16 protein-coding genes are annotated in these 16,211 nt (G+C 61.8%); 4 read left to right on the top strand and 12 right to left on the bottom strand.

The window, feature by feature from the left end:
- Positions 1 to 164 precede the first annotated feature (164 nt).
- Positions 165 to 839: a heavy metal response regulator transcription factor gene (locus ACF8EA_RS19225; protein WP_021785733.1), complete on the top strand. Its 675-nt coding sequence runs from the start codon at positions 165 to 167 to the stop codon at positions 837 to 839.
- A complete protein-coding gene (locus tag ACF8EA_RS19220) occupies positions 836 to 2,218 on the top strand; it encodes a heavy metal sensor histidine kinase (RefSeq protein WP_392522978.1) in 1,383 nt (460 codons plus the stop codon). The genes ACF8EA_RS19225 and ACF8EA_RS19220 overlap by 4 nt, the downstream gene beginning before the upstream one ends.
- Before the next feature lie 65 nt (positions 2,219 to 2,283).
- Here the strand turns inward: ACF8EA_RS19220 and pdxJ are convergent, their stop codons facing one another.
- The 10 genes from pdxJ to rpoE form a co-directional block, all read right to left on the bottom strand.
- Positions 2,284 to 3,006, bottom strand: coding sequence for a pyridoxine 5'-phosphate synthase (pdxJ, locus tag ACF8EA_RS19215; RefSeq protein ID WP_265413591.1), 723 nt, complete (start codon positions 3,004 to 3,006; stop codon positions 2,284 to 2,286).
- Between the two features lie 61 nt (positions 3,007 to 3,067).
- Positions 3,068 to 3,751 carry a DNA repair protein RecO gene (recO, locus tag ACF8EA_RS19210; RefSeq protein WP_021785736.1) on the bottom strand — a complete coding sequence of 228 codons (684 nt, stop codon included), beginning with the start codon at positions 3,749 to 3,751 and terminating at the stop codon, positions 3,068 to 3,070.
- Positions 3,752 to 3,872: 121 nt separating this feature from the next.
- Entirely contained in the window at positions 3,873 to 4,775 is a 903-nt protein-coding gene (gene era / locus ACF8EA_RS19205) for a GTPase Era (protein WP_003252061.1), read from the bottom strand.
- Entirely contained in the window at positions 4,768 to 5,457 is a 690-nt protein-coding gene (gene rnc / locus ACF8EA_RS19200) for a ribonuclease III (protein WP_003252059.1), read from the bottom strand. Before rnc ends, era begins: the two co-directional genes overlap by 8 nt.
- Positions 5,458 to 5,620: 163 nt before the next feature.
- The gene (gene lepB, locus ACF8EA_RS19195) at positions 5,621 to 6,475 is read right to left on the bottom strand and encodes a signal peptidase I (protein WP_021785737.1); all 855 of its coding nucleotides are present in this window, start codon (positions 6,473 to 6,475) and stop codon (positions 5,621 to 5,623) included.
- Positions 6,476 to 6,480: 5 nt separating this feature from the next.
- The gene (gene lepA, locus ACF8EA_RS19190) at positions 6,481 to 8,280 is read right to left on the bottom strand and encodes a translation elongation factor 4 (RefSeq protein ID WP_031322928.1); all 1,800 of its coding nucleotides are present in this window, start codon (positions 8,278 to 8,280) and stop codon (positions 6,481 to 6,483) included.
- A gap of 180 nt (positions 8,281 to 8,460) precedes the next feature.
- Positions 8,461 to 9,864: a DegQ family serine endoprotease gene (locus tag ACF8EA_RS19185; RefSeq protein ID WP_373939453.1), complete on the bottom strand. Its 1,404-nt coding sequence runs from the start codon at positions 9,862 to 9,864 to the stop codon at positions 8,461 to 8,463.
- Between the two features lie 206 nt (positions 9,865 to 10,070).
- Positions 10,071 to 11,036, bottom strand: coding sequence for a MucB/RseB C-terminal domain-containing protein (locus ACF8EA_RS19180; RefSeq protein WP_392522976.1), 966 nt, complete (start codon positions 11,034 to 11,036; stop codon positions 10,071 to 10,073).
- A 12-nt stretch (positions 11,037 to 11,048) separates the two neighbouring features.
- Positions 11,049 to 11,639, bottom strand: a complete 591-nt coding sequence (locus ACF8EA_RS19175) for a sigma-E factor negative regulatory protein (protein ID WP_021785741.1) — start codon at positions 11,637 to 11,639, stop codon at positions 11,049 to 11,051.
- 33 nt (positions 11,640 to 11,672) lie between these two features.
- On the bottom strand, positions 11,673 to 12,254 hold the full coding sequence (rpoE, locus tag ACF8EA_RS19170; RefSeq protein WP_003252049.1) for an RNA polymerase sigma factor RpoE: 582 nt from the start codon (positions 12,252 to 12,254) through the stop codon (positions 11,673 to 11,675).
- 435 nt (positions 12,255 to 12,689) lie between these two features.
- Here rpoE and nadB point away from each other — a divergent pair, with 435 nt between their 5' ends.
- Complete coding sequence (gene nadB / locus ACF8EA_RS19165; protein WP_392522974.1) at positions 12,690 to 14,294, top strand: L-aspartate oxidase; 1,605 nt, start codon at positions 12,690 to 12,692, stop codon at positions 14,292 to 14,294.
- A 117-nt stretch (positions 14,295 to 14,411) separates the two neighbouring features.
- Here nadB and ACF8EA_RS19160 read toward each other — a convergent pair whose 3' ends face one another.
- Both ACF8EA_RS19160 and ACF8EA_RS19155 read right to left on the bottom strand, forming a co-directional pair.
- Positions 14,412 to 14,870 (bottom strand): protein YgfX, encoded by a 459-nt coding sequence (locus tag ACF8EA_RS19160; protein WP_101196227.1) that lies wholly within the window; start codon positions 14,868 to 14,870, stop codon positions 14,412 to 14,414.
- Positions 14,854 to 15,108, bottom strand: coding sequence for a succinate dehydrogenase assembly factor 2 (locus ACF8EA_RS19155; protein ID WP_003252043.1), 255 nt, complete (start codon positions 15,106 to 15,108; stop codon positions 14,854 to 14,856). Before ACF8EA_RS19155 ends, ACF8EA_RS19160 begins: the two co-directional genes overlap by 17 nt.
- Before the next feature lie 133 nt (positions 15,109 to 15,241).
- Here ACF8EA_RS19155 and ACF8EA_RS19150 point away from each other — a divergent pair, with 133 nt between their 5' ends.
- Positions 15,242 to 16,183, top strand: coding sequence for a folate-binding protein YgfZ (locus ACF8EA_RS19150; protein WP_101196228.1), 942 nt, complete (start codon positions 15,242 to 15,244; stop codon positions 16,181 to 16,183).
- The last annotated feature ends 28 nt before the right edge of the window (positions 16,184 to 16,211 follow it).

The raw sequence follows: 16,211 nt of genomic DNA, 5'->3' as shown, positions 1-16,211 counted from the left end.
AAGGGTTTATCCGCGAAGAGGCCCGAACAGACCGCCAGATAACAGCAGAATTACAAATTCGTTATCTGCAACGCAGGCCTTTTTTCATGCCGTAACATGGGGCCCTTGACCCTGATGTCACTACAGGGTCAAGAATCGCCCCCTTTCAACACACCGAGCCCCCAATGCGCCTACTGATCATCGAGGACGAGCTGCGTACCGCCGACTACCTGCAACAAGGCCTGCGCGAAAACGGTTACGTGGTCGACTGCGCCCGCACAGGCACCGACGGCCTGCACCTGGCCCGCCAACAGGCCTATGACCTGGTCATCCTCGACGTCAACTTGCCCGAAATCGATGGCTGGACCGTGCTGCAGCGGCTACGTGCCGAATCGGCCACGCGCATCATGATGCTTACCGCCCACGGTCGCTTGGCCGATCGGGTAAGAGGCCTGGACCTGGGCGCGGATGACTACCTGCTCAAGCCTTTTGAGTTTCCTGAGTTACTGGCCCGCATCCGCAGCCTGCTGCGCCGCAACGACCAGCAACTGCAACCCAGCACCCTGCGCGTCGCTGATCTGGAACTGGACCCCGGCCGCCACCGCGCCTACCGCGCCGGGCAACGCATCGACCTGACCGCCAAGGAGTTCGCCCTGCTGCACCTGCTAATGCGCCAGACTGGCGAAGTGTTGTCGCGCACGCAGATCATCTCACTGGTGTGGGACATGAACTTCGACTGCGACACCAACGTGGTCGAGGTCTCGATCCGGCGCCTGCGGGCGAAGATCGACGACCCGTTCGACAACAAGCTGATCCATACCCTGCGTGGTGTGGGCTACGTACTTGAGGCTCGCCTTTGAAAAACGCCAGCCTGTCGTTACGCCTGGGCCTGAGCGTGACATTGATGGGCGCCGCATTGGTGCTGCTGCTGGCCTGCCTGGCCGTGTTTGCCCTGGATCACGAACTGGACAGCCGCGCGCGCAAGGATTTGGCGCGCAAGATGCTTCAGGTCGAGCACAACCTGCGTGTGGATCTGCGCAGCGAGGACCTGGGCAGCCGCGCCCACCCACTGCTGGACCTGGTGATGGGGCATGACAACCTGAGCCTCAGTGTGCTGGCTCTCGACGGCCGTCACCCCCACCTGCTCAGCCTCGGCCCGGCCCTGGAATCGCGGGTCGGTGAACTGCACACCGATGCGCGCCTGGCCTTTCACGCCTGGCGTGACAGCGGCGGTAACCAGATCCTCACCGTTACCCGGCTGATGCGCCTGCGCGACAACACCCCCGTCAAAGTGATGATGTCGCTCAACCGCGCCGACGACAACGCCCTGCTACAGGCCTACCTGCACTCCACGTTACTCGCATTGCCACTGCTACTGGTTTTGATTGGTGCGGGGGCATGGTGGCTGATGCAACGCGGTCTGAAACCGTTGCGGCACTTCCGGCGCATTGCCGGGCAGGTGTCGGCCCAGGACCTGCAGCATCGCCTGCCCGCTACCTGCTTGCCGCAGGAACTGGCAGACCTGGCCGGCAGTATCAACGTGATGCTCGATCGACTCGACCAAGGTGTCATGCAGCTGTCGCAGTTCTCTGACGACCTGGCCCATGAACTGCGTACACCGTTGGGCAACCTGATGGGCAAGGCGCAGGTGACACTGGCCCGTGAGCGGGACAACGCCAACTATCGGGAAGTGCTGGAAGACAGCGTCGAAGAGCTGACCCGGCTCAACCGCATCATCAACGACATGCTGTTTCTTGCCCAGGTCAGCCAGCCGCATACGCAGGTCGCATTGAAGCCCTTGGCGCTGGCCGACGAGGCAGCGCGGGTTGTCGAGCTGTTTGCCTACAGTGCCGAGCTGAAAGAGATTGAGATAAGCGTTCAGGGCTGGGGAACAGCGCAGGGAGACCGGCTGATGTTTCAGCGGGCACTGTCGAACCTGTTGAGCAACGCCATACGGCACAGTCCAGAGGGTAAACCCGTAGCTCTGTGCATCGAACGCTCGGGCAGCGAAGTACGGCTATCCGTGGAGAACCAGGGGCCGGGTGTGGCGGCAGAGCAACAGTCGCGCTTGTTCGAGCGGTTTTACCGGGTAGGTTCGGGGCGTTCGCGGCTGGAGGGCGGAACCGGGCTGGGGTTGGCGATCGTGAAGTCGATCATGCAGTTGCATGGCGGGCGGGTCGAGGTCAGCAGCTGCCCCCTGGGGCCTACCCGGTTTACCTTGGTGTTTCCTGCCGAGTGATCGGCCGCCTGTACCGGCCTCTTCGCGGGCTTGCCCGCGAAGAGGCCGGTACAGGCGACCAACAATCAGCGCGAAGCTGCCACGATCAGCGCCTTCATCTCGGCCACAGCAGCCTTGAAGCCGACAAACAGGGCATGCGCCACCAGCGCATGGCCAATGTTCAGCTCATTGATACCCTTGATCGCCGCCACCGCCTCGACGTTGTGGTAGTGCAGCCCGTGACCCGCATTGACGATCAGCCCCTGCCCCACGCCAAACGCCACACCATCGACGATGCGCTTGAGCTCTTCAGCCACTTCGGTGGGAGTTTCTGCATCGGCATAACGGCCGGTGTGAAGCTCGATGGCCGGTGCGCCAACCCGACGCGAGGCCTCGATCTGCCGCTCGTCGGCGTCGATGAACAGCGACACCTCGGCACCGGTACGCGCCAGCCGTTCCACTGCAGCCTTGATCCGCGCTTCCTGCCCTGCCACATCCAGGCCACCTTCGGTGGTCAGCTCCTGACGGGTTTCGGGAACCAGGCAGATGTGCGCCGGGCGAATCTTCTCGGCAAAGGCCATCATCTCTTCGGTGACGCCCATCTCGAAGTTCATGCGGGTTTGCAGCACATCCTTGAGCAGCATGACATCACGCTCCTGGATGTGCCGGCGGTCTTCACGCAGGTGCACGGTGATGCCATCGGCGCCTGCTTCCTCGGCGTCCAGGGCTGCCTTGACCGGGTCAGGGTAGCGCGTGCCACGGGCCTGGCGCAGGGTCGCCACGTGGTCGATGTTTACGCCAAGAAGCATGCGGTTGCTGTGAGTCACGAAAGGCTCTCCTGAAGATTGAGCCCAACAGCATACGTCCAGATCAGCGCTTGCGAAACAGTTCCCGGCTGACCAGCGGTTTTGCACCCAGATGAACTGCCAGTGCCTGGCGCATCAGCCGCTTCGCGGCAAGCAAGGCGCCGGGGGCGTCCCAATCGGTTTGGGCCATAGCCAGCAGCTCGGTGCCACGGAACAGGCCGGGCTGCGCCAGCTCTACCCGCTCCAGGCCGGCGTCAACGCGCAAGCGGTACAGGCCATCGGTGGCAATGGGCTGCTCATTGACGTCATGGTGCAAGGAAAACGCATAACCGAGTTCGTCCAGCAGCCGCCATTCGAACGAACGCAGCAGGGGCTCCAGCGGGCGCCCGGCACTCAGTGCCTGCAAGGTCAAGGTGTAGTGCTCGAACAGCGCCGGGAACGGCGCTTCGGCAGGCAGCAGGCGCATCAGCAGTTCATTGAGGTACAACCCGCTGAACAGGGCATCGCCGTGTAGCCAGGCGGCGATGCCGGTGCTGTCCATGCGGCCGACATTCTTCAGCTCGCCGCGCCCACGCAGCTCCACCTCCAGCGACACGAATGGTCGCACCAGGCTGCCGCCCTTGCCCCGCGCGCGGCGCAACACGGCTCGCATGCAGCCCTGCGGGGTGAAGAAGTCTACCAGCGCGCTGGTTTCCTTATAGGCACGGCTGTGCAGTACATAGGCTGGCTGGGGGGTGGGTTGGTCCATGCACTATCTCTGGGGCCTGATGTACGTGTGGGAGCGGGCGTGCCCGCGAAAGCGTCAGTGAACCCACTATCGCATTCGCGGGCAAGCCCGCTCCCACAGGAATAACCGGCCGGTCAGGTAATTACAGGTCGCCGTAGCCCAGCGAACGCAGGGCGCGCTCGTCATCGGACCAGCCGCCTTTGACCTTGACCCACAGGTTGAGCATGACCTTGGAATCGAACAGCACTTCCATGTCCTTGCGCGCCTCGGAACCGATGCGCTTGATGCGCTCGCCCTTGTCACCAATGATGATTTTCTTCTGGCCGTCGCGCTCGACCAGGATCAGCGCGTGAATGTGCAGCACATGGCCCTGCTGCTTGAATTCCTCGATTTCGACGGTGATCTGGTACGGCAGCTCCGCACCCAACTGACGCATGATCTTCTCGCGTACCAGTTCAGCGGCGAGGAAGCGGCTGCTACGGTCGGTGATCTGGTCTTCGGGGAAGAAATGATCGTTCTCGGGCAGGTGCTTGGCGATCTGTGCTTCCAGCGCTTCAAGGTTGTGCCCCTGCTGCGCGGAAATCGGCATCACCTCGGCGTTCGGCAGTTGCTCTTGGAGCCACTGCAGGTGCGGGATCAGCTCGGCTTTCTCTTCCATGCGGTCGGTCTTGTTGACCGCGATGATCAGCGGGCCGGTCACATACTGCACGCGCTCCAGAACCAGTTGGTCCTCGTCGGTCCACTTGGTACGGTCGACCACGAAGATAACCACGTCGACGTCCTTGAGGGCCGCCGAGGCGTTGCGGTTCATGTAGCGGTTCAGCGCCTTGTCGTTGGCTTTGTGCATCCCCGGGGTATCGACATAGATCGCCTGCACATCACCTTCGGTCTTGATGCCGAGCATGTTGTGACGGGTGGTCTGGGGCTTGCGCGAGGTAATCGCCAGCTTCTGACCGAGAATGTGGTTGAGCAGGGTCGACTTGCCGACGTTGGGGCGGCCGACAATGGCTACATAGCCGCAGCGGGTCGGGTTGCTATCAGTCATTGCCATTCTCCACGCCCAGGGCGATCAGTGCAGACGCGGCGGCGACTTGCTCGGCAATACGCCGGCTAACGCCCTGACCACGGCTCTTGTTGTTCAGCAGTACCACTTCGCATTCGACGAAGAAGGTTCGGCAGTGTGGTTCACCCTGGATATCCACTACTTCGTAACGCGGCAGCTCACAGCTGCGCGACTGCAGGAACTCTTGCAGGCGGGTTTTCGGATCTTTATTGGTGTCGACCAGCGTCAGGCCTTCAAACTCATCGGCCAGCCAGGCCAGGATGCGCTCGCGGGCAGTGTCCATGTCAGCGTCCAGGTAGATGGCACCAATCAGTGCCTCCAGGGCGTCAGCCAGGATCGACTCGCGGCGAAAGCCGCCGCTCTTGAGTTCTCCGGAGCCCAGGCGCAGGTAATCGCCCAGGTCAAAACCACGGGCCAGGCGGGCCAGGGTCTCACCCTTGACCAGCCGTGCACGCAGCCGCGACAACTGGCCTTCGCGGGCCTGCGGAAAACGCTCGAACAGCGCTTCACCGGCAACGAAGTTGAGAATGGCGTCACCGAGGAACTCCAGGCGCTCATTGTTGCGCCCGGCGTAACTGCGATGGGTCAGTGCCAGGAGCATCTGGTCCTGGTTCTTGAAGGTGTAACCGAGCTTTCGCTCCAGACCGGCAAGGGAAGCACTCATGCGGCCACCCGATCGTTGTTCAACGCGTTGTTCAAATCAACATCCTGAAAGACTGTTTGGCTGTGGTCCGCCGGTCGATTTGCGGCGAATCTCCCGATCCCTGAGAACACAGCCTATGTCAGAAAAGCATTCGGCGCTGTCTGCTGGACAGCGCCGATGGGTATCAATGGATCAGGCCAACCCGCGACAGGTTGGGCAAGTGGCTGAGTTTGGGCTCTGGCCAGCTCATCCACACCGCAAAAGCCTTGCCGACAATGTTCCGGTCCGGAACCATGCCGTGCAGTTCCTTGGGAATGTTCGGGTCATCCCAGAAGCGGCTATCGTTGGAGTTGTCGCGGTTGTCGCCCATCATGAAGTAATGGCCCGCAGGCACGGTCCACTGCTGGTCCGGCGGCATGCGATAACGGCTCATTTCCTTGCGGATCAGGTGCTCGGTCTCGCCGAGCTTTTCCTTGTACAGCTGAGCGCTGCCCAGGGTACCCGGCTCGCTGCCCACCAGTTGTTCGGCAACGGGCTGGCCGTTGACGAACAGCCGCTTGTCGTTGGTGTAGCGAACTACGTCGCCCGGCAGGCCAACCACACGCTTGATGTAATTGACATTCGGGTCGCTCGGGTAGCGGAACACCATCACATCCCCGCGTTGCGGGTCACCGACCGCGATGACCTTCTTGTCGATCACCGGCAGACGAATGCCGTACGAGAACTTGTTCACCAGGATGAAGTCGCCCACTTCCAGGGTCGGCTTCATCGATCCCGAGGGGATCTGGAACGGCTCGACCAGGAACGAACGCAGCACCAGCACGATGAACAGTACCGGGAAGAACGACTTGCCATACTCGACCAGCAACGGCTCCTTGTTCAGCCGTTCGACCACCGCCATCTCGGGCTGGCTGACGCTGCCCTGATAGTTGGCGATTGCCGCACGCCGGCGCGGGGCCAGGAACAGCAGGTCGATCAAGCCAAGCAGACCGCAGATGAAGACGGCGATGACTAGCAACAGCGGGAAATTTAGCGACATAGGACCTAGCTATCCAACCTGAGCACGGCGAGGAAGGCTTCTTGTGGAATTTCCACGTTGCCCACCTGTTTCATGCGTTTCTTACCGGCCTTCTGCTTCTCCAGCAGCTTCTTCTTACGGCTGACGTCACCACCGTAGCACTTGGCCAGTACGTTCTTTCTGAGCGCCTTGACGGTTGTCCGCGCAATGATCTGGCCGCCAATGGCTGCCTGGATCGCTACGTCAAACATCTGCCGAGGGATCAGTTCCTTCATCTTCTCGGTCAACGCACGGCCTTTATAGGCCGCGTTGTCGCGGTGCACGATCAATGCCAGGGCATCAACCTTGTCGCCGTTGATCAGTACGTCCAGTTTGACCAGGTTGGCCGACTGGTAGCGATCGAAATGATAGTCCAGCGAAGCATAGCCGCGGCTGGTGGATTTGAGGCGATCGAAGAAGTCGAGCACCACTTCGTTCATCGGCATGTCGTAACGCACCTGCACCTGGCTACCGAGGAACTGCATGTCGCGCTGTACGCCACGCTTCTCGATGCACAGGGTGATGACGTTGCCCAGGTGCTCCTGCGGAACGAGGATGGTCGCGGTGACGATCGGCTCGCGGAAGTCCGCTACAGCCGAGACGTCCGGCAGCTTGGACGGGTTGTCGACGACGATGGTTTCGCCGGTTTTCAACTCCAGCTCGTAGATTACGCTTGGAGCGGTGGTGATCAGGTCCAGATCGTACTCGCGCTCCAGGCGCTCCTGGATGATCTCCATGTGCAACATGCCCAGGAAACCGCAACGGAAGCCAAAGCCCAGCGCGTCGGAGCTTTCCGGCATGTACTGCAGCGAGGAGTCGTTCAGGGTCAGCTTCTGCAGAGCGTCGCGGAAATCCTCGAAGTCGTCGGAGCTGACCGGGAACAGGCCGGCGTAGACCTGCGGCTGAATCTTCTTGAAGCCGGGCAGCACTTCGACCTCAGGGGTCGAGGACAGGGTCAGGGTGTCGCCAACCGGGGCGCCGTGAATGTCCTTGATGCTGGCGATGATGAAGCCTACTTCGCCGGCTTTCAGATCAGCAGTCTGGGTGTGTTTCGGGGTGAAGACACCGACGCTGTCGACCAGGTGCACCTTGCCGGTGGACTTGACCAGGATCTTGTCGCCTTTCTTGACGCGGCCCTGGCGCACGCGCACCAGCGAGACCACACCCAGGTAATTGTCGAACCAGGAGTCGATGATCAGCGCTTGCAGCGGTGCATCGATCTCACCTTCTGGCGCGGGGATGGTGTGCACCAGGCGCTCGAGCACCTCGTCCACGCCCATGCCGCTCTTGGCGCTGCAGGCTACGGCGTCGGTGGCGTCGATACCGATGATCTTCTCGATCTCGTCCTTGACGCGGTCCGGGTCGGCCTGTGGCAGGTCCATCTTGTTCAGGACCGGCATGACTTCCAGGCCCTGCTCGATGGCGGTGTAGCAGTTGGCTACGGACTGGGCTTCCACGCCCTGGCCGGCATCGACAACCAGCAGTGCACCTTCACAGGCCGCCAGCGAGCGCGAGACTTCGTAGGTGAAGTCGACGTGGCCGGGGGTATCGATGAAGTTCAGCTGGTAGATCTTGCCGTCCTGCGCCTTGTAGTGAAGCGTGACGCTGTGGGCCTTGATGGTGATACCGCGCTCACGCTCCAGGTCCATGGAATCGAGCACCTGGGCTTCCATCTCGCGCGCCGTCAGGCCGCCGCACATCTGGATGAAACGGTCAGCCAGCGTCGACTTGCCATGGTCGATGTGGGCGATGATGGAGAAATTGCGGATATGACTCAAATCACTCACGGGTCAACACTCGAAAAGGCTGCGAGCCGGACGCCCGCCGAAAAATAGCCGGGAATTGTACCTTAAGCTGCTGGGTTATGGGAGATTCCTCTGTCCGACTGTACACAGCAATCATTCCCGCAATTGTGAAGATTCATGAAAAAGGGCAGCCGAAGCTGCCCTTTCGCCTTGCGAAACCGCTTATTCAGCAAGCTTGAAGGTGATGAAGCTGGCACGCCCCTGACGCAGCACGCGCATCGACACAGAACGGTTCTTCGGCAGTTCCTTGGCGATTTCGGTGAATTCCTTGGCCGAACCGATGGCCTGGTTGTTCAGATGGCTGATGACATCACCCGGGCGCAAGCCGATCATGGCTGCCGGACCATCCTGCACTTCCTTGATGACCACGCCACCTTTGAGCTCCAGAGATTTTTTCTGCTCGGCGGTCAGGTCGGCGACCGATACACCCAGGCGGTTGCTGCTGCGCTCGGCGCTGCCGTCGGCACCGGTGCCGATGTCGACATCGTCGTCCGGCAGTGCGCCGACGCTGATGTTCAGGGTCTGGCGTTTGCCGTTGCGGATGATTTCCAGCTTGGCCTTCTCGCCATCCTTGAGGCTGCCAACCAGGTGTGGCAGATCGGCCGACATGACGATTGGCTGGCCGTTCATGCTGAGGATCACGTCACCCACCTGCAGGCCGCCTTTGGCCGCCGGGCCGTCTTCCAACACCTGGGCCACCAGGGCACCCGCCGGCTTGTCCAGGCCGAACGATTCGGCCAGGTCCTTGTTGACCTCCTGAATCACCACGCCCAGCCAGCCGCGGCTGACCTTGCCGTCTTTCTTCAGCTGGTTGGAGACATCGATCGCTACATCGATCGGGATGGCGAACGACAGGCCCATGAAACCGCCAGAACGGGTGAAGATTTGCGAGTTGATACCCACCACTTCGCCTTTCATGTTGAACAGCGGGCCGCCGGAGTTACCCGGGTTGATGGCTACGTCGGTCTGGATGAACGGCACGTAGGTGTCATTGGGCAGGGTCCGGCCCTTGGCGCTGACAATACCTTTGGTCACCGAATGGTCGAAGCCGAACGGCGAACCGATGGCCAGTACCCACTCGCCCACCTTGAGCTTTTCGGAATCACCCAGCTTCACGGTCGGCAGGTTCTTGCCGTCGACCTTCAGCAGCGCAACGTCGGTGCGCGGGTCGGTGCCAACCAGCTTGGCCTTCAGCTCGCTGCGGTCCGACAGGCGGACGATGATCTCATCGGCATCGGCCACCACATGGTTATTGGTGAGCACATAGCCATCACTGGAAATGATGAAGCCCGAGCCCAGCGACTGCGCCTCGCGCTGGCGGTCGCCGCGCGGCGAGCGCGGCTGCTGGGGCATGTTGCGCTCGAAGAATTCGCGGAACATCGGCGGCAGGCCTTCCAGGTCCGGCATCTGGCCTGCCGCCATTCGGCGCTCAGGCAGCTTCTGTTTGGTACTGATGTTGACAACTGCCGGCGAAGCCTGCTCGACCAGGGTGGTGAAGTCCGGCAGGGCTTCCTCGGCCTGGGCGGTGAGTACTTGGCCGAGCATCAGCACAGCAGCGAACATCATTAGGTAGGATTTCAAGCGTGGTATTGACATACGACTCCCGTCACAACGAGCGGTAGTTTGGAAAGACCCCTGCACAAAGCAGAAAAGGCCAGGCTCTTCAAAGCCTGACCTATAGAAAATTTGCCGATGGATTGCAAATGACAATGCTTTAATTTCATTTCAGGCGTATGCCCATCCGACTTGGCTCGGCATGCAAAAGCGCGCCATTACTGGCGCGCCTGGGCATCCTGGGGGCGCATCGACAGGGCGACGCGTTCTGCCGTACCCAGCGGAATTTCGCCAACCACGGTAACCATCACTTTGCCCTTGGGTGTATTCAGGCGACGCGAGACTGCCGAGGTCGGGCCTAACTGGGTGCGCATGTCGGTGCCGCCATCATCGCTCACTTGCTCGATGAATACCGAAAAGCGCGCCAGGCCGTCGTCATACATCAGGCTGCTGACCGAACTGTTGCGCTTGGGGTCGCGGCGCACCGAGCTGTTGACCAGCTCGAAACCGGGTGGCAGCCAGTCCGAGCGCCAACCCGCGGCGGTATCATTGCTACCGGCCGCCACATGTTGCACCGGCTTGCAGGCAGCACCTGGGCGCAGGTCTGCGTCGCTGGGGATGTCATCGGTATCGAGACGGGTCATCTGGAAGCGCTCCAGCAACTGCCCCTTGTCGTTGAGCATCAGCGAACGCAGCGGCAAGCCCGAGTGACGGTCCAGATGCAATTCGAAAGCATAACGGTGCTGGTCGCGTGGAGTGAGCGTAATGATCACGGCATCACGCCCGGCGACCCGCGACTTGCCTGCCACACTCAAATCGTACCAGCCCATCAATTTCAGCGGATCAAGCACACGCGGTGCGGTATCCGACGGCACCACGACTCTGCTGGCCAAGGCCCCGCTGACGCACTCCACCTGGCCATCCACGCGCACGATTTCCTGGGCGGCGCCATCAAGCTGCAACAGCCGCTCGCTGACTTTGCCGCCCTCGACCCTGTGCCAGATGTCGTGGGAGGAGAAACTGCCATTGCGTTCGTAGACGAACGACCCTTGATAGCTCTGTTTTTGCTCGGCCTGTGCCAGCTTGTTCAGCCACTCACTCGCCTCGGGCGAAGAGTTGGCCGCCAATGCTGGCACCGTCATGCAGCTGCCTATCAGCAGCGACAGGAGAGGTAGCGCGCGCATGATCCTCCTTACTTAACGGTTTTCCAGGCTGGCGGCGCGGGCATACGGCAATGCGGTTTCAGTGCCCTTGAGCGCAGATTCCTGAGCATGCTGGCGCAGGTAGCCTGGCAGACGCTGATCCCAGCCGGCCTGGTTCTGCAGCACACCATTGGCCATTGGCCCGGTCGGTTGCTCACTGCTCTCACTATAGCCTGCCAAAACGGCCGGGCCTTGCGTTTGTGGCACACTCAGGCCTTGCTGGACAGGCTGCTGGGCAGCAAGCTCGGCGCCAGTGATCTCGTCCTGGTTGTACATACGCACACCCGCCAGCACCGCCACGGTAACCGAGGCAGCTACCGCCAGACGGCCAATGCTGCGCCAAGGGCCTTTCTTGACCTTGGCTGGCACGGCTTCGTCAGCCAGCGCAGCAGACACCGCCGAGGCGATATCCAGGTTAGGCAGCAGCAGCTCCTTGTGCATGGCTGCACGGGCAACCTGGTAACGCGACCAGGTGGCACGGGTTTCGGCTTCGTCGACGGCGTTCAACACCCGACGTAATTCCAGTTCATCCGCTTCGTTATCCATCACCGCGGACAGCGATTCCTGCAAAGCTTCACGACTCATGGCGGTTCCTCTCTTGGCGCTGTCGCCGCTGTCTCAGGTTTCCTGCAACAACGGCTGCAGGGCTTTATCTATGGCCTCCCGAGCGCGGAAGATTCGAGAGCGCACGGTACCCACCGGACATTGCATGACACTGGCAATGTCTTCATAACTCAGACCGTCGAACTCGCGCAGCGTCAATGCCGTACGCAGGTCTTCGGGCAGTTGCTGGATGGTGCGATGGACAGTGCCTTCGATTTCATCCCGCAACAACGAGCGCTCTGGGGACTCGAGATCCTTGAGGCCATGATCGCCGTCGTAAAACTCCGCGTCCTCGGAGCTCACATCGCTGTCTGGCGGCCGTCTTCCACGGGACACCAGGTAGTTCTTCGCCGTGTTGATGGCGATGCGGTACAGCCACGTATAAAACGCACTGTCGCCGCGGAAGTTGCCAAGCGCACGATAGGCCTTGATGAAGGCTTCCTGTGCTACATCCTGGGCCTCGTGGGTATCGTGAACAAACCGCACGATCAACCCGAGAATCTTGTGCTGATACTTCAGCACCAACAGATCGAAAGCTCGCCTGTCGCCGCGCTGCACGCGCTCGACAAGCTGCTGATCCTCTTCCTGGGTTAGCATGAACACTCCTCAGTGAACTCGAAGGAGCGTTGCATCAGCCATCGTTCAGGCTTGCAACCATAGACTCGGGCTTTGCGCAAAAGTTCTCCCCTCCAAGCAAGTTTCCTGCAGCCCTTTGTCGGCTTGCACGGAAGACGCGGCGCGGTCACGGCCGGCAACGTCGATAATCAGGTTTCAAATACGCAGGGGTAAAGCCCGGAAAGGCCTGCCGCCCTGCGTCGCCGCGGCAAATTGTGGCGTACGGGCAGCCTTCATAGGATTTCCGGCCATGTCGGAAAGTTCCCACAAAGGTTGTCGCAACCTGGCAAGTAGCATGGAAATTGGCCACCCGGGGCTGCTATAAAGGCATTCCGACACGTTTAACGATAGTTTCACAATGCCATCCGCGCGTGACCATTGTGCCGTGCCCCTCCCAAAGATTACTAGTGTCCCGACATGAGCCAACAATTCCAACATGATGTCCTGGTGATCGGCAGCGGTGCCGCCGGTCTCAGCCTGGCACTTAACCTCCCCAGCCACCTTCGCGTAGCCGTGTTGAGCAAGGGCGACCTGGCCAATGGCTCGACCTTCTGGGCCCAGGGCGGCGTCGCTGCAGTGCTGGACAATACCGATACTGTGCAGTCGCATGTCGAGGACACCCTCAATGCCGGCGGCGGGCTGTGCCATGAAGATGCAGTGCGCTTTACCGTCGAGCACAGCCGCGAAGCGATCCAGTGGCTGATCGAGCAAGGCGTGCCCTTCACCCGCGATGAACACCACAGCGTCGACGATGGCGGCTTCGAGTTCCACCTCACCCGTGAAGGGGGCCACAGCCACCGGCGCATCATCCACGCCGCCGACGCTACCGGCGCAGCAATTTTCACCACGCTGCTGGAACAGGCTCGCCAGCGCCCGAACATCCAGCTGCTGGAGCAGCGGGTGGCGGTGGACCTGATCACTGAGCGCCGCCTGGGGTTACCCGGCCAACGCTGCCTGGGCGCCTACGTGCTCGACCGCAACACCGGCGAGGTAGACACTTTCGGCGCGCGCTTCACTGTGCTGGCCACTGGCGGTGCGGCCAAGGTCTACCTCTATACCAGCAACCCCGATGGTGCCTGCGGCGACGGTATCGCCATGGCCTGGCGGGCCGGCTGCCGGGTGGCGAACCTGGAGTTCAACCAGTTCCACCCCACCTGCCTGTATCACCCGCAGGCCAAGAGCTTCCTGATCACCGAAGCCCTGCGCGGCGAGGGCGCCCTGCTGCGCCTGCCCAACGGCGAACGCTTCATGCCGCGCTTCGACCCACGCGAAGAGCTGGCCCCACGGGACATCGTGGCCCGCGCCATCGACCACGAGATGAAGCGTCTGGGCGTGGACTGCGTATACCTGGACATCACTCACAAGCCTGCGGACTTCATCAAGAGCCACTTCCCCACCGTGTACGAGCGCTGCCTGGCCTTTGGCATCGATATCACCCGTCAGCCGATCCCGGTGGTGCCAGCGGCGCATTACACCTGCGGCGGAGTGATGGTCGACGATTGCGGCCACACCGACGTGCCTGGCTTGTATGCCATCGGCGAAACCAGTTTCACCGGCCTGCACGGCGCCAACCGCATGGCCAGCAACTCGCTGCTGGAATGTTTTGTATATGGTCGCGCCGCCGCTGCCGACATCCAGGCGCACCTGGAGCAAGTGGCCATGCCCAAGGCCCTGCCCGGCTGGGACGCCAGCCAGGTGACCGACTCGGACGAGGACGTGATCATTGCGCACAACTGGGACGAACTGCGGCGCTTCATGTGGGACTACGTCGGCATCGTACGCACCAGCAAGCGCCTGCAGCGGGCCCAGCACCGCATCCGTCTGCTGCTGGATGAAATCGACGAGTTCTACAGCAACTACAAGGTCAGCCGTGACCTGATCGAGTTGCGCAACCTGGCGCAGGTGGCCGAACTGATGATCCTGTCCGCCATGCAGCGCAAGGAAAGCCGCGGGTTGCATTACACACTGGATTATCCGGGGATGCTGGACGAGGCCAAGGACACCATCCTTAGCCCGCTCTGAAACGGCGTCGCGGCCTTCGCGGGCTCGCCCGCTCCCACAAAGGGTTAACTGCCTTGCAGTTTTGCGCAGTACCTGTGGAAGCGGGCGAGCCCGCGAAGAATCCGACCCGGCCTTGATCTATGCCCGGCCCACCGCGGCCCAGCGCCGCCGGCTGAACTTCAACCGCACCCGCAATCGCCGATGCTCATCCGGCCCCAGCGCATCCCCCGGTACGCACTGGCTCTGCCCCAACCACCGCCCCGCCCGCTCAAAGCGCAACACCACCAGCCCAGGCAAAGCCAGGCTATCCCGGCACAAGCGCACTGACTGCCACCCGCAGGCACGGCTGAACACCTGCCAGCCCCGCACATCACGGCGCAGGCCGACAACAGCCTGGTCATGGGTCAGCAGGATACGTCGGGGAATGGCCCAGCCAGCGTGGGCCGTGCAGGCGGTGACAACCGAAAAGGCCAACCACCCGGGCAGCGGGCTCGCCCACACGGCAAGCCACGCCAGAACCTGACAAGCCAGGTAGACCGCCAGCAGCAGGCGCGAGCCTTGCCAGCGGCACTCGAAGCACTCACTTGGGCTGGACACGGTCCAGAATGATGCGGACCATGCGCTGCAGTTCCGGGTCTTCGGACTCGGTGCGCTCCATGAACCAGCCGAACATGTCCTGATCCTCGCAGCTCAAGAGACGCACGTACAGTTCACGGTCGGTCTCATTGAGGGTGGGGTAGACTTCCTGGGTGAAAGGCACCAGCAGTACGTCCAGTTCCAGCATGCCGCGGCGGCTGTGCCAGAAAAGCCGGTTGAGTTCAGTTTGTTCGACCATGGGGCCCTCCTCGAATGGGCCGCCAGTATACAGCCAGGCGCGCGAAGCGACACCGGGCGTTGGTCTAGTCACCTACCTATTTTGTTACCGGCGTTCTATGATGGCCGCCAGTCTTTAGCCACCGCGATGACCCATGGCCGATTCCGCTTTCTTCTGCCCCCTGTCCCACGAGGGCATCCTCGCCGTCCGCGGCTCCGATGCAGGCAAGTTCCTGCAAGGCCAGCTGACCTGCAACATCAACTATCTCAGCCAGGAATACGCCAGCCTCGGCGCCCGCTGCATGGTCAAGGGGCGCATGCAGTCGAGCTTCCGCATAGTGCCCGAAGGCAACGGCTACCTGCTGGCCATGGCCAGCGAATTGCTCGACGCGCAACTGGCCGACCTGAAAAAGTACGCTGTGTTCTCCAAGGCCACGCTGACCGACGAAAGCACCGCTTGGGCACGCTTCGGCCTGCAAGGTGGCGACTCTGTACTGCAGGCGCTGGGGCTTGTCGTGCCCGCAGCCGCCGGTAGCACCGTGCGCCATGATGGGCTGATCGCCATCACCGCATCCGCTGGCCGTGTTGAACTGTGGGTGCCGGCGGCGGATGCAGAGCCTGTACGCCAGGCCCTTGCCGCAGCGCTGCCCGAAGGGAGTATCAACGACTGGCTGCTGGGGCAGATTCGTGCAGGTATCGGCCAGGTCATGGGCCCGACCCGTGAGCTGTTCATCCCGCAGATGATCAACCTGCAGGCCGTCGACGGCGTCAGCTTCAAGAAAGGCTGTTACACCGGCCAGGAAATCGTCGCCCGCATGCAGTACCTGGGCAAACTCAAACGCCGCCAGTACCGCCTGGCACTGGACCAGCAGGCCATTCCTGCCCCGGGTGCCGAGATTTTCTCGCCCACCCATGGTTCGTCGGTCGGTGAAGTGGTCATAGCTGCCGGCAACGGCGCGGGCTGCGAACTGCTCGCGGTGCTCAGCGCCGAGGCAGTGGAAGACGGCAACCTGCATCTGGGCAGCCTCGAAGGCCCACGCCTGCAGGTACTGACCCTGCCTTACGAACTGGACCGCGACCGGGAAATCCAGCGCTGACCAGCCTGCCCCACCCCTGTGGCGGGGC

Origin of the sequence: Pseudomonas sp. YQ_5, assembly GCF_043103305.1 — a bacterium.
In the GTDB taxonomy this organism is placed as follows: domain Bacteria; phylum Pseudomonadota; class Gammaproteobacteria; order Pseudomonadales; family Pseudomonadaceae; genus Aquipseudomonas; species Aquipseudomonas putida_Y.
Note: the sequence above shows the minus strand (reverse complement) of the source record. Positions and strands in the feature narration are given on the sequence as shown.

What these genes read in the sequence shown, in the direction of transcription:
- era (WP_003252061.1), bottom strand. Translation starts at nt 4,775, where the DNA reads ATGACTGATAGCAACCCGACCCGCTGCGGCTATGTAGCCATTGTCGGC.
- rnc (WP_003252059.1), bottom strand. Translation starts at nt 5,457, where the DNA reads ATGAGTGCTTCCCTTGCCGGTCTGGAGCGAAAGCTCGGTTACACCTTC.
- ACF8EA_RS19225 (WP_021785733.1), top strand. Translation starts at nt 165, where the DNA reads ATGCGCCTACTGATCATCGAGGACGAGCTGCGTACCGCCGACTACCTG.
- ACF8EA_RS19180 (WP_392522976.1), bottom strand. Translation starts at nt 11,036, where the DNA reads ATGCGCGCGCTACCTCTCCTGTCGCTGCTGATAGGCAGCTGCATGACG.
- ACF8EA_RS19155 (WP_003252043.1), bottom strand. Translation starts at nt 15,108, where the DNA reads ATGGTCGAACAAACTGAACTCAACCGGCTTTTCTGGCACAGCCGCCGC.
- ACF8EA_RS19150 (WP_101196228.1), top strand. Translation starts at nt 15,242, where the DNA reads ATGGCCGATTCCGCTTTCTTCTGCCCCCTGTCCCACGAGGGCATCCTC.
- ACF8EA_RS19175 (WP_021785741.1), bottom strand. Translation starts at nt 11,639, where the DNA reads ATGAGTCGTGAAGCTTTGCAGGAATCGCTGTCCGCGGTGATGGATAAC.
- rpoE (WP_003252049.1), bottom strand. Translation starts at nt 12,254, where the DNA reads ATGCTAACCCAGGAAGAGGATCAGCAGCTTGTCGAGCGCGTGCAGCGC.
- ACF8EA_RS19185 (WP_373939453.1), bottom strand. Translation starts at nt 9,864, where the DNA reads ATGATGTTCGCTGCTGTGCTGATGCTCGGCCAAGTACTCACCGCCCAG.
- pdxJ (WP_265413591.1), bottom strand. Translation starts at nt 3,006, where the DNA reads ATGCTTCTTGGCGTAAACATCGACCACGTGGCGACCCTGCGCCAGGCC.
- lepB (WP_021785737.1), bottom strand. Translation starts at nt 6,475, where the DNA reads ATGTCGCTAAATTTCCCGCTGTTGCTAGTCATCGCCGTCTTCATCTGC.
- recO (WP_021785736.1), bottom strand. Translation starts at nt 3,751, where the DNA reads ATGGACCAACCCACCCCCCAGCCAGCCTATGTACTGCACAGCCGTGCC.
- nadB (WP_392522974.1), top strand. Translation starts at nt 12,690, where the DNA reads ATGAGCCAACAATTCCAACATGATGTCCTGGTGATCGGCAGCGGTGCC.